This window comes from Butyricimonas sp. DFI.6.44, from assembly GCF_022132345.1.
Taxonomy (GTDB): Bacteria; Bacteroidota; Bacteroidia; order Bacteroidales; family Marinifilaceae; genus Butyricimonas; species Butyricimonas muris.
Genome location: NZ_JAKNJD010000001.1, coordinates 480,592 through 500,384, shown reverse-complemented (window position 1 = coordinate 500,384; position 19,793 = coordinate 480,592). Strand labels below are relative to the sequence as shown.

11 protein-coding genes are annotated in these 19,793 nt (G+C 52.5%); all 11 read left to right on the top strand.

The window, feature by feature from the left end; all coding sequences use genetic code 11:
• The first annotated feature begins 14 nt into the window (after positions 1 to 14).
• Positions 15 to 1,493, top strand: coding sequence for a RagB/SusD family nutrient uptake outer membrane protein (locus L0M98_RS02245; protein ID WP_227214785.1), 1,479 nt, complete (start codon positions 15 to 17; stop codon positions 1,491 to 1,493).
• Between the two features lie 3 nt (positions 1,494 to 1,496).
• Positions 1,497 to 2,186 (top strand): DUF4843 domain-containing protein, encoded by a 690-nt coding sequence (locus tag L0M98_RS02240; RefSeq protein ID WP_227214784.1) that lies wholly within the window; start codon positions 1,497 to 1,499, stop codon positions 2,184 to 2,186.
• A gap of 15 nt (positions 2,187 to 2,201) precedes the next feature.
• Positions 2,202 to 3,821, top strand: coding sequence for a PKD-like family lipoprotein (locus L0M98_RS02235; RefSeq protein WP_227214783.1), 1,620 nt, complete (start codon positions 2,202 to 2,204; stop codon positions 3,819 to 3,821).
• A 179-nt stretch (positions 3,822 to 4,000) separates the two neighbouring features.
• On the top strand, positions 4,001 to 6,619 hold the full coding sequence (locus L0M98_RS02230) for a zinc-dependent metalloprotease (RefSeq protein WP_227214782.1): 2,619 nt from the start codon (positions 4,001 to 4,003) through the stop codon (positions 6,617 to 6,619).
• 18 nt (positions 6,620 to 6,637) lie between these two features.
• Positions 6,638 to 9,253 (top strand): zinc-dependent metalloprotease, encoded by a 2,616-nt coding sequence (locus tag L0M98_RS02225; RefSeq protein ID WP_227214781.1) that lies wholly within the window; start codon positions 6,638 to 6,640, stop codon positions 9,251 to 9,253.
• A gap of 20 nt (positions 9,254 to 9,273) precedes the next feature.
• Positions 9,274 to 11,880 (top strand): zinc-dependent metalloprotease, encoded by a 2,607-nt coding sequence (locus L0M98_RS02220; RefSeq protein ID WP_227214780.1) that lies wholly within the window; start codon positions 9,274 to 9,276, stop codon positions 11,878 to 11,880.
• Between the two features lie 20 nt (positions 11,881 to 11,900).
• Complete coding sequence (locus tag L0M98_RS02215) at positions 11,901 to 14,507, top strand: zinc-dependent metalloprotease (protein ID WP_227214779.1); 2,607 nt, start codon at positions 11,901 to 11,903, stop codon at positions 14,505 to 14,507.
• Positions 14,508 to 14,524: 17 nt separating this feature from the next.
• Positions 14,525 to 17,125, top strand: a complete 2,601-nt coding sequence (locus L0M98_RS02210; RefSeq protein WP_227214778.1) for a zinc-dependent metalloprotease — start codon at positions 14,525 to 14,527, stop codon at positions 17,123 to 17,125.
• Positions 17,126 to 17,533: 408 nt separating this feature from the next.
• On the top strand, positions 17,534 to 18,091 hold the full coding sequence (locus L0M98_RS02205) for a sigma-70 family RNA polymerase sigma factor (RefSeq protein WP_227214777.1): 558 nt from the start codon (positions 17,534 to 17,536) through the stop codon (positions 18,089 to 18,091).
• 149 nt (positions 18,092 to 18,240) lie between these two features.
• Positions 18,241 to 18,399: a hypothetical protein gene (locus L0M98_RS02200; protein ID WP_176555078.1), complete on the top strand. Its 159-nt coding sequence runs from the start codon at positions 18,241 to 18,243 to the stop codon at positions 18,397 to 18,399.
• A 125-nt stretch (positions 18,400 to 18,524) separates the two neighbouring features.
• Positions 18,525 to 19,793 carry a DNA cytosine methyltransferase gene (locus L0M98_RS02195; protein ID WP_227214776.1) on the top strand — a complete coding sequence of 423 codons (1,269 nt, stop codon included), beginning with the start codon at positions 18,525 to 18,527 and terminating at the stop codon, positions 19,791 to 19,793.

Genomic DNA, 19,793 nt, shown 5'->3' with positions numbered 1-19,793 from the left:
TAAAACAGGAAAAAATGAAAAGGATAATATATATATTGGGTTTACTCGCGGTGACGCTCTCGGCATGCGAGGATTGGTTTGACGTGCAACCGAAGGAGGAGTTGAGCAGCGATATCCTGTACTCGACGGGAAACGGGTACCGGATGCAATTGAACGGTATTTACATGACGCTGTCGAAGGCGGATTTGTACGGGCAGGAGTTGTCGTGGGGATTTCTGGACGCGGTGGGACAGTATTACAGCAAGTCGAAGATGCCGCAGAAGTATCAGGACGCGAATGATTTGCTTTACGGTACTTCCGGGGTGAAGTCGACGATAGAAACGATATGGAATAATATGTATCACGCCATCGCGGATGCCAATAATCTGATAGAGCATGTCGTGAAGGAGGATTCCTCGCGCTTCGAGTTGGGCGACCGGGAGAGAAAGCTGATTCATGGTGAAGCGTTGGGATTACGCGCTTTCATGCATCTCGACCTGTTGCGATTGTTCGCCCCGGCTCCCGCGGCAAACGAGAGCGGCAAGTGGATTCCTTACGTGACGAGTTCCGAGTCGGTGACGAATACCCCGCTGACGGTGAAGGAAACGATGGAACGTATCCTTGCCGATCTGGACGAGGCGCGCCGGTTGGTGGCGGTATCGGACTCCATGGAGTTGAATGGCGACAGGGATAACTGGAATTTCCAAGCCCGCGGTTCCGGGTTGCCCAAGTTCTTTCAAGCCCGGCGGGTACGCATGAATATGCACGCGGTGATGGCGATACAAGCCCGCGCTTACATGTATAACGGGCAGAAGAAGGAAGCGCACGATCTGGCGAAGGAGATTCTGGGTGAAGAACCGGACGAGTGGGGCGGTCCGGCTTGGAATAGTCTTTACCGGTTTACCGACGAGTGGGATTTGATGGGCGATATTTATAACCGGGACGTGAAGATGTACAGTGACGTGGTGATGGGATTCGCCAACTCGAAGTGTGCCGATTTGTACGAGCCTTACTTGACGTTGGATCGTAATCTGGCGATACGCAACGTGAACAGTTTGTTTCAGGATAAAGAGATGACGAACGATTTCCGTTACGTTTACCTGATCACGGATATCGAGGGCGGTGCGGAGGTGTCGATCAAGAATATACGGGGAAAGTTAAATTCGGGGGGAAGTCAGGTAGCCGCTTTTCTTCTGCCGATCATCCGCCACACGGAGTTGAGTTACATGATGGGTGAATACTTGTGCGAAACGCCGGGCGGTTTGGACAAGGCGATCGAGATACTGCGTATGGTGCAACAGGCACGCGGGGAGTATCGCGAGATTCCTATCACGAATAGCGCGGAGTACATGAACGCGCTGTTGAACGAGGCTCGCAGGGAGTTTATCGGCGAGGGGCAGTGTTTCTACATGTACAAGCGTCTGGGCTTGCCGCTGAATGACGGCGTGGGGAATATTGATTACGGGACGAAGGTTTATTTGCCTATCCCGGATAGTGAAACCGTAATACTTTAAGTTATGAAATATTGTATTGTTATAATTGTTCTGTTTGTGATGTTCGGGGCTTGTTCCACGGACTCGTTGGACACGTACACGGCTGACCGTTACATATACTTCTCGGGTAAGAACGCGGAGGACAGCGTGAATACCTCGTTTTTCTTCTATCCCGGGGCGACGGAGTTGGACGTGCCGATCGAGATATCTTTCGCCGGACGGCCTATCACGACGGACACGGAGTACGAGTTGGTGATCGACGAGGGTATGACGACTGCCTCCGGGGCGGATTATTCGGTGGAAACGAAAAGGGTGTGGAAAGCGAACCGGAACCGGGACACGGTGAGAGTGACGTTGCATAAAACGGCGGCACTTGACAATCAAGTGGTGCGGTTGGCGTTGAGGGTAAAGGAGAATGATAATTTCCGGGTGGGACCGTTGTCGAACGCTCTTTACCGCGTGGTGTTTACTTCGCTGGCGGTGCGTCCCGTGTGGTGGACGGAGCGTATCGTGAACGAGTACTTGGGTGCTTACAGCGAGGCGAAGTATCAACAGTTGATTATTGCCACGGGGGTGAGCGACCTGTCGAATAAGACGGCCAGTGAATTGAGATATTATTCGTTGAAGCTCAAGTATCATTTGCAGCGAGAGAAAGATAACGGGAACACGATTATGGACGGGGAAGCGGAGATGTCGGTACCGGTAAAAGGTTAATTTAAAAGGAATGTTATGAGAACGAAAAATTGGATATACGCCGTGATTTGCTTTATCTTCATGTACGGGTGTTATGACGATAAAGGGAATTACGATTACGGGGATATAAATGTGATCACCGTGGAGAAATACTTGACGAACGCGGATCCCCGGTTTTATAAAGGTGATATGGCGGAGATTACTCCGGTACTGAAATTCAGCTTGGACGAGGAGATAACGACGTTGAAGTTTCGCTGGGAGTTGAGGACTTCGGAAAAGGAATACAAGACGTTGGGACACGAGAAGGTGTTGAACTGGGAGGTGGATACTGCCGGGTGGTTGCAGTTCGTGCTGACAATCACGGACACGACGAACGGGTTGCAGTGCGTGGATCTTACCCGGCAGTACGTGATGGATAATCTGGCTTACCCGAGTGGCGTGTGGCTGGTTTTGGATGAGAAGGATAACGGGGCGGAGTTGGCGATGTTGGATTTGGACAGGAGATTGGATGAAGCGACACAAGAGTATGTCACTTATCTTGACGTGTACGCGGATCTTTACACGTTGGAGAACGACGGGCAGAGGTTGGGCGGGAAGCCTTATTTCCTTCAGGAAGTGTTCGCGGATTGGGATTCGCCGAGCCACGTGCTGATATTGCAGGAGGGGGGAATAGGTCCGGTGTACGTGGACGGTAGTTCTTACAAGAAAACGATTTCCTTGGGCGAGGAGTTCACGGGGGGCGCGCTACCCGCGGGACAGGTATTTGTCGGGGCGGCGTATCACCATAAAGGGGATATTCTGATGTCGAAGACAGGGGATATTTTCGTGAGGCGGAAGACGGACGAGGAGGTATTTTACTCGGGTATGTATCCCGATTTCCCGGCGTATTACGAGAAGGGACTGGAGGTGACGCTGATGTGCAAGACGCGGAGCGGTATCTCGACACTGGTGTACGATAACAAGAATCACCGTTTCTTGGCCGTGAATGACGGAAACGTTTATTATGATGACGAGATCGGGGAGTGGGTGACAGACCCGAACACGGCGGCTATCCTGCCGGTGTTCCCGGAGAGGATGGAGGGGGTGACGCCCTTGAATAACATGGGGAACGTGGAGATGTATTTCTGTGACGGGTACACGGACGGGGATCGGAAGTTCTGGTGCGTGTTCAAGAATAGAGAGGACGGGGTGTATTACATGCAGTTCTTCTATTATGACGAGTGGAACGGGTATAAGGTGATTCCACAATATGAATTGCCGTTCCCGCATCAGGATTTGCTGGACGGGACGAACAAGTTCGAGTTGACGACGGATTCGCGGGAGTTCCTGTTCTTTACTTCCAACGGGACGTCCGTGGCGGGAGCGCCTCACGATAAATTGTACGCTTACCAGCACGCGAGAGGACGGGGGGACGCGAAATTGTTGTACGATTTCCAAGGAAGAGGAATCGTGTCGATGCTTGCCTCGCAGAGAAACAATGCCGGCGGTTATCTGGTTGTCGGGTTGGATTCCGGCGAAGTGTATTTCTTCGCGGCAGGTACCACGAGCATTTTTGCCGGTGGAACGATCGAGTACGCGTATAAGACGGAACCGGTTTTCGGACGGATTGCCGATATAAAATATCGATTCGGCGGTCAAGGATCGATTGTGGATTAACAGTGATTGCTGTTGCGTGGGCAACGCTTCATTAATCACTAAATCACCGAATCAATAAACTCCTCCGTCTGCTTCGCAACCACCTTCTCTATAAACAGAGGAGGTGGTTGTGAAGCCGGGAGGGAGTTTTGAGAATCACGGAATCACTGTATTTTTTGATATTTATTATTTAAAAAAGTATGAGAAACAAAACGATTTATTTACTGGTTATCGTTCTGTTGCTGCCTTGTGTCGGGATGGCGAGGAAGAAGAGGGAGGACAAGAAAGCGAAGGAGGATACCCCTTACGAGCGGCTTTTCAAGGATAAGGCCGCCGAAACGATGAAAGGGCTTATCACGATTCACCGAGTGGACGAGAAGGTATATTTCGAGATTCCTTTCGGGGTGTTCGGGCGGGAGATGCTGTTGGGATCGACGATCACGGAGATCACGAGCAACCTGTTCGGGAGCGTGGGAGAGAAGCCTTTTGAACCCCTGCACGTGGTTTTCATGCAGGACGATTCGGCAAAGGTGAGTTTGCGGCAGGTGAACGCGATTCACTCGACAAGCACGGAGCGGTACCGGCAGCGAATCAAGGAGAGTACGGTGCCCGGAATTATCGAGAGCTTCGAGGTTAGTGCTTACTCGCCGGACAGCACGGCGGTGGTGATCGACGTCACCCGTTTCCTGATGAGCGACAAGGAGGAGCTGGGGCCGTTCACGCCGTGGATGCCGATACTGTCGATGAGCCGGGATATGAAGATGGAGAAACAGTTTAAAAACCAGCAATCCCGTATCGGGACGGCGAAGGCGTTTGATGATAATTTCAGCGTGCAGTCTTCCCTGACTTACGAGATGTCCGTGCGGGACAACCGGTTTTATTATTTATACAAGTTGCCGTTCACGGTAGTGATGACGCGGAGTTTCGTGCTTCTGCCCGAAGAGCCTATGCGCCCCCGGTTTGCCGATCCCCGTATCGGGATATTTATCGGCGGCAGATACGCTTATGACGAGGGAGAGAAGACGAGAATTAATTACCATATCAACCGCTGGCGCTTGGAACCTAAGGACGAGGCGGCGTACCGACGGGGGGAACTGGTGGAACCCGTGAAGCCGATCGTTTTTCACGTGGACAACGCGTTCCCCGAGAGCTGGAAAAAGCACGTGCGCGAGGGCGTGGAAGAATGGCAGGCGGCTTTCGAGCGCATCGGTTTCAAGAACGCGATTATTGCCGTTGACTTCCCGACCGATGATCCGGAGTTTGATCCCGATAACCTGAAATATTCCTGCGTGCGCTATTCTCCCTCGCCCGTGGCGAATGCCATGGGTCCCTCGTGGACGGATCCCCGGAGCGGGGAGATTATACAGGCGAATATTTCGGTCTACCATAATCTGATACAACTGGTGCGTGACTGGCGATTCCTACAAACGTCGCCTGCCGATCCCGCCGCGCGGAAGGTGGAGATGGACGAGGAGATGCTGGGAGATTGTATCCGTTACGTGATTTCCCACGAGGTGGGGCACACGCTGGGATTCATGCATAATATGGCGGCTTCGGCGGCTGTGCCGACGGATTCGCTTCGTTCTCCTTCATATACCCGGACATACGGCACGACGATGTCTATCATGGACTACGCCCGTAATAATTACGTGGCCCAACCCGGTGACGCGGAGCGCGGCGTGAGGGTGACCCCGCCCGCGCTGGGGGTGTATGACTATTTCTTGATCCGGTGGGCGTACACGCCCCTGTTGGATGCGAAGAGTTCGCGGGAGGAAGTACCCGTGCTGGACAAGTGGATTTCCGAACGTTCCGGCGACCCCGTGTACCGCTATGGCAAGCAACAGTTCTACGGGTACCTCGATCCCTCGTCGTTCGAGGAAGATCTGGGGGACGATGCCGTGAAGTCTGCCACTTACGGGGTGAAGAATCTGAAATACGTGTTGGCGAACCTGCACGAGTGGACGGGAGAGGACGACAAGGATTTCTCGTTCCGCCGGAATATGTATAACGAGCTACTGTACCAGTATATCCGCTATATGAACCACGTGTTGGTGAACGTGGGCGGGATACACGTGAACGAACGTTACGACGGCGACGGTCTGCCTTACTTCTCTATCGTGCCGAAGGAGAAACAGCGGCGGGCGCTCCGTTTTATGCTGGAACAGACGCGGGACGCGGAGTGGGTGGACGACAAGGATTTCCAAGCCCGTATGCCGATCATGGGAACGTACGCGCAGGTGTTGCAGGATATTGCCCTGAAAGCGATTTTCAACCGGGCGGCTCTCGTGGCGTTCGGCGCGAAATACACGGGGGAGGAGAGTCCTTATACCGCCGAGGAGTATTTCGAGGACATACACGGGTTCGTGTTCGCTCCCACGCGGGAGGGCAAAGAATTGTCCGGCGCGGAGAAGAAGTTGCAAATGGCTCTGCTGTCGGAACTGATTTCCGGTTCGGGAGTCGAGAGCGGTAAGATCGGGGGCGGCGGGAACGTGGGAATCAGTGATGCCTACCGGATAGCGGTGCCCCGCGAGATTGCGGAGAAGAGTCGCGCCGCGTACGGTTTGGTGGGAGAGTTCGACACGGAGATGACCCGTGCCCGTTGGCTGCGGCAGGCGGAAACATGTCCTTCTGCCAAGGTGCGGGGATTCGGCTGGCGGGTGGAATTGCCAATCATGAATTATCCCATGGAGCCGCTTTATCTCTCGACGTTGAAGAAGACTCACGCGCTGTTGAAGAGTAAGGCTGATACAGGCTCGGATGCCAATCGGCGTCACTACGCGCTGTTACTTCACAAGGTGGAACAGGCACTAGGACAATAACATGTAAAACGAGTAATTATGAAGAATATAATATATATACTGTTTCTTCTTTCGTTGCTGCTGCCCGCTTCCGCGGAAGCCGATGCGTCGGGACGTAAAAAGAAAAAGGATAGGAAAGGCGGGGAACCGGAGAATGTCGAACCCTCGACTCCTTACAGCGAATTGTTCAAGGGTAAGAAGGTGAAGACCGCCAAAGGATTGATGACGATACACCGGGCGGACAAGAAAATATACGTGGAGTTCCCGCTCCGCCTGCTGGATAAAGATATGCTTTACGCTTCGGTTATCCGGGGTATTACCGATAACGGCGAGGGTGCCGTGGGCGAGTTCGTGGGTGGCGATAATGCCTTGCGTTTCACGCGACGGGATTCGGTGTTGCAAGCCCGGATTACGGTGCAGGTGGACTACCCGCCGTTGCGGGCGTTCAACAGTAGCGGTGACGGGGCGATAGACAAGGCTTTGGAGAAGGCTTCGCAACCGGGTATCTTCGGGACGTACAAGATAGAGGCATGGACGCCGGACAGTACGGCGGTGGTGGTGGATATGACGTCGTTGTTCACGAATTATTCGGCGTACACGACTCCTTTTGCCGCTTACGCGCCGAACGCCATGTTCGGTTTCGTTTCCCGGAAGCACGATATCCGCGAGGAGCGGACGACGCTGAAGGATGTCGCCGCTTTTGACAATAATGTCACGGTTACTTGCGAGCAAGGGTTTAACGTGGATTATTTCATGATGGGATTCCCGATGGCGAAGGATGTGAAAGTGACGGTGACGAGCGACAAGATTCTGATGTTGCTGCCGGAGGAACCGATGATGCCCCGCTTGGCGGATTACCGCGTGGGGGTACGTCCTTTCATGCAGGCGGATTTTAGCGACCCGCTACGAGGACTGGAACGCGTGTTTTACACGCGGCGGTGGCGACTGGAACCGACGGACAAGGCTGCCCACGAGAGAGGTGAGGCGGTGGAACCCGTGAAACCGATCGTTATTTACATGGACACGCTTATGCCCGCCGCGTGGGCGAAATATATAAAAGAGGGACTGGAGGAGTGGAATACCGCTTTCGAGAAAATAGGGTTCAGGAACGTGGTGCAGGTACGGGATTTCCCGCGGGATGACGCGGGGTTCAATCCTTTTGACGTGAATCATTCCGTGATTCTTTATTCTCCCGTGTTATGGTACTCGGCAATGACGAATCAACTCACGGATCCGCGCACGGGCGAGATATTGAGTATGTCAATCTGTATACCGGACAACTTCACGAATATGTTGTACAATGACCGCGTGTTGATGACGATGAATGCCGATCCTTCCGTGCGGCGGGCGAAGCTGAGCGAGGAACAGATGGGGGAGTTGATTCGCGCGAATATGGCGAACTGCATGGGGTGGAACTTGGGTTTGTTCCTGAACGCTTCCGCTTCTGCGGCTTACCCGGTGGATTCGCTGCGTTCCCCTTCGTTCACGCGGGAACACGGGTTGAGTCCTTCGATTATGGACGTTGTACCCTGCAACTATATCGCTCAACCGGGTGATGCCGAACGCGGCGTGCGGATGACGGCGAAAGGGGTAGGACCGTACGACGATTTTACCATCCAATGGCTGTACAAGCCGATAGCGGGGGCGAATGTGCCCGCGGACGAGAAAGCGACGCTCGACAGCTGGATCAAGGAGTCGCGCGCGAATCCTGCTTGTCGTTATCACTTGTTCGACGACTGGGGGGCTTTCGATCCTCTGGTGGCGGTCTACGACTTGGGGGACGATCCGGTGAAAGCCTTCGAGTATCACGTGGCTAACGTGAAGGGTTCTTTAAAGAACTTCTTCGAGTGGTACCGGGAAGACGACCGCGATATGGCTGTCCGTCAAGGGATATACGAGGGGTTGTGCTCCGTGTTGGGTGCAAACCGGTTGCCGCAGTTGGCGACTTACGTGGGAGGTATCGTGATGAACGCGGCGAATGCCGACGAGGGGATCAGGCAATACGAGTTTCTACCGAAGAAACAGCAACGGGAAATGGTGCAATACCTGTTGAACTTCTCCCGTGACCTCGATTGGTTGGAAGACCTCGATTTGCTCCGGCAACTGGGTCCGGGACGTATGCCCATGAAAGAGGCGATGCGGGCAACCGTGCTGGACGTGTTGTTCTCCCGCTACGATCGGTTGAAATGGTGCGCCGCCAAATCGGACGATGCCTATAAACCGAGCGAGTTGTTGGATGATATCTACCGTTTCGTGTGGGAAGGTACGCTGAAGAACCGCTCCTTGACGAAAGAGGAAATGGGATTCCAGACTTCTTATCTGGCGATGATATTGCAATCTTCTACCGTGGGGGAGTCGGCTTCCGCGTTACAGGTGTCCGCCCGGCGGGACGGTGTTGCTGATTTCAGCCCCGCGAACTTATACTTTATTAATCGCGGAATCACGGAAGCGAGAAATCCCCAATCTTACAATGCCTCTTTCGACCTGCCGTGGTGGGTGAGAGTCCCCGGTAATCCCGATGCCCACGAGTTCTACGGCATGGTGCTTCGCGTGCAGGGATTGCTGAATAAAGCGGTGGTGACGAGCACGGGCGATACGAAGTTGCATTACGAGTATCTGCTCCACAAAATCAAGAAGTCGTTGGAAAAGAAATGAGTTCATTTAACGAGAATATTATGAAACGAAACAAGATAGTATACCTGTTTATCATCGTGTTCCTGCTTCCCGCTTCCGGGTTCGCCAGAAAGAAAAAGAAGGACTCGAAGGAGGACGGGAAAACGGAGAGCCGTTACGAACAGTTGTTCAAGGATAAGGCTCGCGAAACGAAACGGGGGCTGATAACTCTCCACAAAATGGAAGGAAAGATATATTTCGAGATACCGACGGCGGTGATGGGACGGGAGATGTTGCTGGGTTCGACGATCGCCGCTTCCACCGATAATCTGCTGGGCGGGGTGGGTGAGCGCACGCATACCCCGTTGCGGGTGGTGTTCACGCTGAAGGATTCCAACAAGGTGAGTTTGGGCGAGATACAGACCGTGTACACCACGACCGACGATAATCTCCGGGAACGGATGCGGCGCGGTAATTTGCCTGCGGTAATCAAGAATTTCGAGGTGCAGGCATGGTCGCCGGACAGCACGGGAGTGGTGATTGACATGACGGATTTCCTCGTGAGCGACAATGAAATGCTTCCGCCGTTCTTCCCGTGGTCGCCGGTGGTGTCGATGACGGAAGGACGGCTTGACAAGAATTTCATACAGGAAGGGTCGCAGGTGTTGGAAATAAAAGCCTTTGAAGATAACGTCAGCGTGCAGTCGCGACTGGCTTACCGGGTGACGGCGGAAACCTTTATGGGAACTTATTGCAAGAACAAGCCGATAACTAATGTTCTAACCCGCAACTTTATCCTCTTGCCCGAGGATGCGGCTCGTCCCCGTTATGCCGATCCCCGCATCGGGGTATTCTTTGACGGGAAATACGATATCGGTCACCCGAGAAAGAATATCGACGTGTTCTATCACGCCAACCGCTGGCGTCTTGAGCCGAAAGACGAGGAGGCTTACCGTCGGGGCGAGTTGGTGGAACCGGTGAAACCGATCGTGTTCTACGTGGACGACGCGTTCCCCGCGAGTTGGTTGCCTTATATACGTCAGGGAGTGCTCACGTGGAACGAGGCTTTCGAGAGGATTGGCTTTAAAAACGTGATGCAGGTGCGGGATTTCCCGTCCGATGATCCGGATTTCGACCCGGAGAACTTGAAATACTCCTGTATCCGCTATTCCCCTTCCGTGGTGGCGAACGCCATGGGACCGTCGTGGACGGATCCCCGCACGGGCGAGATTATCAACGCTTCGGTCTACGTGTATCACAATCTGGTGGCGATGGTACAGGACTGGCGTTTCCTGCACACGGCTCCCGCCGACCCGTCGGTGCGCAAGGTGAAGCTGGACGAGGAAACTTTCGGCGATTGTATGCGTTACGTGATTGCCCACGAGGTGGGACACTGCCTCGGTTTGATGCACAATATGTCCGCATCGGCGGCAATACCCACCGATTCGCTGCGTTCACCGTCCTTCACCCGGAAGTATGGAACCACGCACTCGATTATGGATTACGCCCGTAACAATTACGTGGCGCAGCCGGGCGATGCCGAGAGGGGAGTGCGTATGACGCCGCCTAATCTCGGGCTTTACGATTATTACGTGATCGAGTGGTTGTACAAACCTCTGCTCGACATTCCCGCGGCGAAAGACGAGATACCCGTGCTTGACCGCTTTATTTCGGAACGTTCCGGTGATCCCGTTTATCGCTATGGCAAGCAACAGTTCTGGAACGTGTTAGACCCCAGTTCCATAGAGGAAGACTTGGGCGACGACCCGGTGAAGTCCGCCACCTATGGCGTGAAAAATTTGAAATACCTCTTGGCGAATCTCAACACGTGGGTCGCGCACGAGGATAAAGACTATAAGTTTCGTACCAATATGCTGAACGAGGCTCGTTTCCAGTTCTTCAGGTATTGCGTCCACGTGCTGAGAAATATCGGTGGATTCTATTTTAACGAGATATACGAGGGGGACGAATTGCCCGCTTACAGTGTGGTGTCCCGTGAAAGGCAGAAAGAGGCTTTGCGCTTCCTGTTGGAACAAGTGAAGGACGTGGCATGGTTGGATAACGTGCCCGGTTTGCCGCCGGGGCGTGACGTGGGAGCGGAGATACAAGAGGAGATGATGCGGGGATTGCTTCGCGCGGGTCCGGTGGTGGCAATCAACGAGAAGCTGACCACGGATAGTAAACCTTTCACCCGTGACGAGTACATGAATGATATATACGCCTTTGTCATGGCACCGACCATGCAGAATAAGGTGCTGACGAAGAGTGAACGTTCCTTTTTGCAGGAGTTCGTGAACAGCTTGATCGAGGAAACCGGGGTCAACAGAAAGGACATGGGAGCGGAGCCTTTCCGTTTCCGTTCGGGGGTGTCGGTACGTGTGCCGGAGAGTATAAAGGCGAAAAGCCGCGAACGTTACGGCGTGCTGGGGCATGACGTGTTGGGGGTTTTCTCGAACGCGGAGTATCTGCCGATAAATGCGGCGGGAGAGGTGTCCGGGTTTGGCGAAGTCAATCTCTGGTATCGTCCCTATCCCTCGGAACCGGCATGTTTCAAGATGTTGCAACGGGTGTACACTCTTGTCAAAAGCAAACAGAACACGGGGAGTGCCGAAATGCAACGGTATTATAAACTTATGGCCCGTCAGATCGGGAATATCCTCGATAATTGAACGTGTAAAAATTGAATACTATGAGAAGAATAATCTATATACTGCTTCTTCTTTCTCTCGCCGCGGGGGTCAATGATTCCTTTGCCGCCGGACGGAAAAAGAAAGACAAGAGGAAAAAAGAGCTTACTGCCTACGAGAAGGTGTTTGACGGGAAGAAGGTGCAGACCGCCCGCGGGCTGATGACTTTGCACAAGATAGACGATAAAGTGTACGTGGAATTTCCTCTCGCCCTGCTCGGCAAAGAGATGCTTTTCACGTCGACGATAGAGGGAATCAGTGACAGCGGCGAGAGTGCCGTGGGGGAGTTCTCCGGTCAAGGTGTGCCCGTTCGTTTCACCCGTGCGGACTCCGTGCTGCAAGCCCGTCTGGTGGTGTTGGGCGACCTGTTGAACCTGTCGGGTGATGCGTCGGTTGACCCGGCAATCGCACGCTCCGGTATGCCGGGCGTGTACGGTAATTACAAGATAGAAGCGTTTACTCCCGACGGTGCGGCGATGCTGGTGGATATGAGTTCGCTTTTCATGACGCATAGCATTTACACGACTCCTTTCGCCGACTATGCCGGAAACTCTTTCTACGGGTTCGTGATGCGGAACCATAAGTTTCAGGAGGAACGCACTTCCTTGCACAGCGTGAAAGCGTACGCGAATAACGTGGTTGCCACGTGTGACTTGGGGTATGATGTGGAGCATATCTTCTTCGGTATGTTCCTCATGGCGAAGGATATGAAAGTTTCCGTGCTGGCGAACCGGATTCTGATGCTGTTGCCGGAACAACCGATGATGCCCCGTCTTGCCGATTATCGGGTAGGTACGGAAGTGCTTCGGGCTTCCGCACTCAATGCCTCGATGGAAGAGGTGAAACCGATTCACCTCGCTTACCGTTGGCGTTTGGAGCCGTCCGATCCCGTGGCGTATCACCGGGGTGAACTCGTGCGGCCGTTGAAACCGATCGTGTTCTACATGGATACCCTTATCCCCGAGGCGTACCGTCCGCACGTGGCGGCGGGAGTGCTGGAATGGAACAAGGCTTTCGAGGCTATCGGGTTCCGGGACGCCATACAGGTGAAGGACTACCCGCGGGATGAGCCCGGTTTTGACCTTGCCGACGTGAGTCATTCCACGATATTATTTTCCCCAGTGAAGATGTACGAGGTGAAAAGCCAGATGTATTCGGATCCCCGCACGGGTGAGATATTGTCGGCTTCCATTTTTATTCCCGTGGGGTATGATCCCGGCTTTTCATATAAGGCCTACACGCTGGCGGCAGACCCGCGGGTGCGGGAACAGTATTTGCCCGTGGAGATTTACGGGGAACAGATCAGAAACGACGTGGCGAGGGAGATGGGAAAATGTCTGGGGTTTGCCGAGAATCAGCTTGCCTCGTCCGCTTATCCCGTGGATTCCTTGCGTTCGCCTTCTTTTACCCGTGAATACGGTTTGAGTCCCTCGATTATGGACCGCGTGCCTGCAAACTATATCGCCCGACCGGGGGATATGGAGCGGGGGGTGGCTCTGGTGCAGCATGGTATCGGGGGATATGACTATTTCCTCGTGAAGTGGTTGTATCGTCCCGTTCCCGGGGCGGTTACACCGCGGGAGGAAACTGCCGTGCTAGACCGCTGGGTGGCGGAATCGAGAAGTAATCCTTATTTCCGTTTCGGGCGTTTCGTGTGGGGGATGCTCCGTCCGGTCAACGATCCGCGAATGCAGGCTTTCGACTTGGGCGACGATCCGGTGAAGGCGTTTCGCTATCGCCTTGACAATATAAAATATATCATGGAGAATTACGGGAGCCTCACGTGGGAGGACGACAAGGAAATGACCGCTCGTGTCAATTTCCGTAACGTGCTCACGGATGCGGTATCCGCGGAACTTAACCGGATGCTTTCACACGTGGGCGGTGTGTATATCAACGAGGTACACGCCGACGAGGACATTCCCGCGTATACCGTTGTCCCGAGGGAACAACAGCGTGCTATCGTGCGCTACGCCTTGGAACTGGCGAAGAGTTTCGACTGGATGGACGACGTGGCTTACATGGAACGTTATAATATCGGCATGGGAAACCTGCCCGGTGAAGAGATGTACTTGACGATACTTGGCGGATTGCTCGGGAAGATGGGCGATTTACGGCTTTGTGCCGCGAAATCCGATGATGCCTACACGCCCGATGAATTGATGGACGACCTCTATACTTATATCTGGGACGGTACGATCGGGAAACGGGCGTTGGACGAGGACGAGCGTTTTATGCAAAGGGCTTTCGTGGCGGGTATCATGGCTACTTCTGCCGTGGCGGAATCCGCTTCCGCTTTCGAGAAACCCGAACGCCGGATGCCTTTCATTGCTGACACGAAACTCGTGTCATGGTCGCCCGATACCCGTTCCCTGCACCGCGAGGAACAGCGTCTGGCGGCAGCCCGCCTGTCAGGTACTGTACCGTACAGCGGTTTTGACGGGCATTACGCCGCGGTAAAGGGCTACAATGCGGCTCCTGAATTTTACAGTATGCTGTTGCGTGTACGGGACTTGTTGAAACAGAACCTCGCCTCTTCATCCGGCGATACCCGCGAGCATTACGAGTATCTGCTGTACAGGATAGGGAAGGCGTTGAGTAAAAAATGAATCTAAAAGAGAATATTATGAAACAAACCTCGATAATCATAGTGTTGGTTGTTTTGTTGTTACCGGTTCTGGCGGAAGCGCAGGGCAGAAAGGGGAAGAAAACTAAACGCGACGTCAATAGCGAGATGCCTGCGCTTCCCAAGGAATCGGCTTACGACAACCTGTTCAAGGATAAAGCCTGCGAAACCGTGAAGGGGCTGATGACGCTTCATAAGACGGACGGGCGTGTCTATTTTGAAATTCCGCTCGACCTGCTGGGAAGGGAGATGCTGATCGGTTCCACGATAGCGGAAACTACCAGCCATTACTTCGGCAGCGTGGGAGAGAAGCCGCACGAGCCGTTGCACGTGGTATTTACCCGTACCGATTCGTTAATTAACCTGCTGGAAGCAAATGCACTGCACGTCACGGGTAACGAGCGGATGCGTAAAAACGTGGATAAAAACGCCTATCCCGCCGTGTTGAACAACTTCGAGATCAAAGCGTGGTCACCCGACAGCACGGCGATTGTCATCGACATGACCGATTACCTGTCCGGCGGGGAGAACGAGGCGCTTGCTCCCTTTTCCCCGTGGATGCCTATTTTATGGCAATACGGTGGCGGGGAGGAAGGACAACTTGAAAAAGAATTTAAACGGGAGTTTACCCGAATTGGGCGGATCGCGGCGTACGAGAATAACGTCAGCGTGCAGACATCACTGACTTATGACGTGAGCGTGCAGGCGCAGCAATGGTACTGGATATACAAGATGCCTTTTACCGCCTTGATGACCAGAACATTCCTGCTGTTGCCGGAAACTCCCGCGCGTGCCCGGTTGGCAGACCCGCGTATCGGGGTATTTTTCGGGGGAAAATACCTGTACGAAGAGGACGAGAGGGGCGTGGAAGTACGTTACCATACCCATCGTTGGCGACTGGAACCCAAAGATTTGACGGCATTCCGACAAGGACGCCTCACGGAGCCGGTACAACCTATCGTTTTCTACGTGGACGATGCTTTCCCGGAAAGCTGGAAACCTCACGTGAAGGCGGGTATCGAGGAATGGCAGGCTGCCTTCGAGAAAATAGGCTTTAAAAATGCTATCGTGGCACGGGATTTTCCCGCTGATGATCCGGCTTTCGACCCGGAGAACCTCGCTTATTCCTGCGTGCGTTATTCCCCCTCTCCGGTGGCGAACGCCATGGGACCTTCGTGGACAGATCCCCGGAGCGGGGAGATATTGCAGGCGAACGTTTCCGTGTATCACAATATGGTGCGCCTCGTGCAGGATTGGCGTTTCATACAGACGGCTCCTGCCGACCCGTCGGTGCGGGGTGTGAATCTTGACGAGAAAACACTCGGGGACTGTATCCGTTACGTGATCGCCCACGAGATAGGGCATTGCCTTGGTTTGATGCATAATATGTCCGCGTCAGCGGCTATTCCAACCGATTCGTTACGCTCGCCCTCGTTCACGCGGAAGCATGGAACCACACATTCGATCATGGATTACGCCCGCTTTAATTACGTGGCGCAACCGGGGGATGCTGCTCGCGGGGTACGGATGACTCCGCCCGAACTGGGACTGTACGATTATTACGCTATTCGCTGGTTGTATACCCCGCTACCGGACGCAGTGACTTCCCGTGACGAGGTGCCTGTACTCGATAGCTGGATCAGCGAACGTTCCGGCGATCCGGTTTATCGTTACGGTAAACAGCAATTCTACGCTCATCATGATCCCTCGTCCTTTGAAGAGGATTTGGGGGACGATGCCGTGAAATCGGCAACCTACGGGGTAAAAAACCTGCGCTACCTGCTTGCTAACTTGAATGATTGGACACGTGACGACGATCCGGATTTTTCGTTCCGTGAACGGGTGTACAACGAGATTGTCAGCCAGTACGTGCGTTACCTGAATCACGTGGTGGCAAACATCGGCGGCATTTATCTCAACGAACGTTACGAGGGGGACAAACTGCCTCATCAGGCTTTCGTGTCGAGAGAGAAACAGAAACGTGCCGTTCGTTTCCTGCTCAACCAAGTGAAAGAAGTGCAATGGCTCGATAGTCCCGCGTTCCAGAAGGAGATGCCTCTCATGGGAATGGTTTCCCGCGAATTGGAAGATAAAATCATCGCTGCCGTTCTGGGACGTCTGGCTCCCGTGTCTTACAACGCCGATAAAGCCCCGGCGAAACTGGCTTACACGCCGGACGCGTACATGAATGATATTTACGATTTCGTATTCACGCCGACCATACAGGGACGCACGCTCTCGGCAACCGAGAAAAAGTTGCAGTTAGCCTTGCTTTCCCGTGTAATCGGCGGGGCAAACGTGGAGAAAACATCCGCTAGCCGGGGAGGTTTTCGTATGCTGATTGATGTGCCGGAAGCGGTAAAAGCGAAAAGCATAGCCTATTACGGGGATCTTGCTAATCTGTCCCGTCCGCTCGCCGAACGACAGGGATTCAGCTATTACGTTGACATAGATCCCAAACAAGCCGATATGGCTCCCTATTATTACGATTTAATGAAACGTGCCCGCCAACTGTTGCAGGGAAAAGCCTCTTCCGGTTCTGCGGATACACAACAGCATTATAAATTTCTTCTCCATAAACTGGAGCAAGCCATGAGGTGATGAGTTTTCCCTTGTTCCTCTCCGTCGCCGTCGGAAACTTTCCGCGGCGGCGGGACAGGAGGAATTAATGATTTAGTGATTTATGATTGTAAATCATATAAAATAAAAAAATTCAGCTTTTAGAGTAATACCAAACCTCGTTTCATGTATTTATAGTACGGATGAGCGTGAGATGTGGCATTGTGAGTGAAGCTAACTATAATAAACAAACAAATTGTGACAAACGAGTAGTACGGGACAAGGGAAAAATTAGAGTCTGAATTAAAATATCTGTCGGCATTTATCCGGTAGATTTTGCAGGGAGTAAGTACGGGAGCTTTGCAACCGACAGTTCCCCGGTACTGTCATTATGTCTTCAATTGATTGTTTACACTTTATGAAAAACTGAGAAGTTTAACAAGAATAAAGATGGTAAACCTTGAATCTATTTTACCGGGGATAAACGGCAAGGACGAAAGATGTTGGGAACAACTTTACACTTCTTGCTACGCTGCGATGTGCGTTTACGTCGAGTCGATCGTCAAGGATATGGATTGTGCGAAAGATATCGTGCAGGAGCTGTTGGTGAATCTCTGGCATTCCAATGTGCAATTCGCTTCCTCGAAAGAGTTAATGGGGTACCTGTACAAATCTCTGTATCACAATTCATTGTTATACATCCGCAACAAGAAGAAAAGAGCCGCCATACTGGATAAGATTGACAAAGAAAAAGAAGAGGAGGATTTTGCCGCGGATTTCCTTTTGGATACGGTACAGGAAGAAATAGTACGCCTGCTCTACATGCATATCGGTGATTTACCCCGAATGAGAAAACAGATTATCAAGTTGAGTATAAGCGGTTTTTCCGGTAAAGAGATTGCCGAGAAACTAGGTATCAGCGTTAACACGGTGAAAGTCCAAAAGAACAAAAGCATCAAATATCTTCGTGATCGCCTTATGCATCGCGGGAGAGAACTCGACCTTTGAAGAGCCGCGGCAAACAAAGTGTTAAATTTAAGATTTTTCTAACGATTCGTTTGGAAAATGAAAAATAATGTTATATATTTACAGTGAACGATGATAGAGATGAGGGAAGAGAGTTTGGTTTGAGTTAGTAACTTTAAAATGAAGACGGAATGAAAGCTAAATGGAATCAAATGGTAATCGTAGCCCTTCTACTAGTTGTAATCACGAGCATCGTCGTATACACTTGGATAGGGATAGCAGAGATCATTCATTATTTTGATCATCTGGCGTACGAGTCCTTCACTACCGTGAGAATACTCGGTTTGTGACGGGGAACAAGGAACAACCGGTACACGATCCGGTAGACATGGTACTTAATTTTTCACAAGAGTGTCGATAACCCGATGATTATTGTTATTTTTGTAGGGACGGAAAATGAATAAAATAACAATTGATGACTTCTAAAATGATTCGGGTATTATCGCTGTTTTCTGGATGCGGGGGAATGGATTTGGGACTGGAAGGCGGATTTTCAGTTCATAGAGATTGTATTAATCAAAAAATGAATCCCGACTTTATAGAAAAGAACGGACGGAACGGGTGGGTAAAGTTACAATCAACCCGTTTCCGGATTGTTTTCGCCAATGATATACTGAAGGAAGCCCGGACGGCGTGGACACGTCATTTTGCCAAATACGGTTATTCCGCGGAAGTGTACCGCCAAGAGAGTGTTGTAGACCTCGTGAAACGCCACCGCGCGGGGGAAAAGGTATTCCCCGAAAAGGTGGATGTCGTCACGGGAGGATTCCCTTGTCAGGATTTCAGTCTGGCGGGGAAACGAGGTGGATTCAATTCCCATAAAGACCATAGGGGAGAGGTTATCAACGGGGAGATCGCTTCGGAAGAAACCCGGGGAAAGTTGTACATGTGGATGAAAGAAGTGATCGAGATCACGAAGCCCAAAATATTTATAGCCGAGAACGTGAAAGGACTGGTAAACCTCGCGAACGCGAAAGAGATTATTCAACGCGATTTCGCGCGGGCGGATGGTGACGGGTATCTGGTATTGGAACCGAGGGTGTTGCATGCCGCCGATTACGGGGTGCCGCAATCCCGCGAACGCGTGATTTTTATCGGTATCCGTAAATCGGCATTGACTCCGGAGGCACGGGAGATTTTGTCGGGAGAAGTGATTCCGGCAGAATACTGTCCTTACCCTTTGCCGAGTCACGGTTATCGTGCCGCGGGAGAGGGGCTGATGCCCCCGCAGACTCTCGCGAATGTATTTGCCGGGTTGGAAGAACCGGAAGCGAGCGCGGATCCGTCGCAAATGTACTACTCCAAGGCAAAATTCTTGGGCAGGCATTGTCAAGGACAGATAGAGGTCGATCTCACGAGTATCGCCCCGACGATCCGTTCCGAGCATCATGGAAATATAGAATACCGCCGGCTCTCGAAAGAGCATGGCGGAGTCATTGATTCTGAGTTGATGGCGGGTTTGAAAGAGCGTCGATTGACTCCCCGCGAGTGCGCGTTGATACAGACCTTTCCCCCTGATTACGAGTTCGTCGTGCCTGACGGGGGAGGGGGTAAATACAAATTATCCCCCTCTTCGGCGTATAAAATCATCGGGAACGCTGTCCCCCCCTTGCTGGCATACCATATCGGGAAACGCATGGAGAGCTTGTGGGATTTCTACTTCGGGAAGGAGCCGCTTGTTTAA

Excerpts from the sequence above, each read along its gene's own strand:
- L0M98_RS02245 (WP_227214785.1), top strand. The coding sequence starts at position 15 with ATGAAAAGGATAATATATATATTGGGTTTACTCGCGGTGACGCTCTCG.
- L0M98_RS02240 (WP_227214784.1), top strand. The coding sequence starts at position 1,497 with ATGAAATATTGTATTGTTATAATTGTTCTGTTTGTGATGTTCGGGGCT.
- L0M98_RS02235 (WP_227214783.1), top strand. The coding sequence starts at position 2,202 with ATGAGAACGAAAAATTGGATATACGCCGTGATTTGCTTTATCTTCATG.
- L0M98_RS02230 (WP_227214782.1), top strand. The coding sequence starts at position 4,001 with ATGAGAAACAAAACGATTTATTTACTGGTTATCGTTCTGTTGCTGCCT.
- L0M98_RS02225 (WP_227214781.1), top strand. The coding sequence starts at position 6,638 with ATGAAGAATATAATATATATACTGTTTCTTCTTTCGTTGCTGCTGCCC.
- L0M98_RS02220 (WP_227214780.1), top strand. The coding sequence starts at position 9,274 with ATGAAACGAAACAAGATAGTATACCTGTTTATCATCGTGTTCCTGCTT.
- L0M98_RS02215 (WP_227214779.1), top strand. The coding sequence starts at position 11,901 with ATGAGAAGAATAATCTATATACTGCTTCTTCTTTCTCTCGCCGCGGGG.
- L0M98_RS02210 (WP_227214778.1), top strand. The coding sequence starts at position 14,525 with ATGAAACAAACCTCGATAATCATAGTGTTGGTTGTTTTGTTGTTACCG.
- L0M98_RS02205 (WP_227214777.1), top strand. The coding sequence starts at position 17,534 with ATGGTAAACCTTGAATCTATTTTACCGGGGATAAACGGCAAGGACGAA.
- L0M98_RS02200 (WP_176555078.1), top strand. The coding sequence starts at position 18,241 with ATGAAAGCTAAATGGAATCAAATGGTAATCGTAGCCCTTCTACTAGTT.
- L0M98_RS02195 (WP_227214776.1), top strand. The coding sequence starts at position 18,525 with ATGACTTCTAAAATGATTCGGGTATTATCGCTGTTTTCTGGATGCGGG.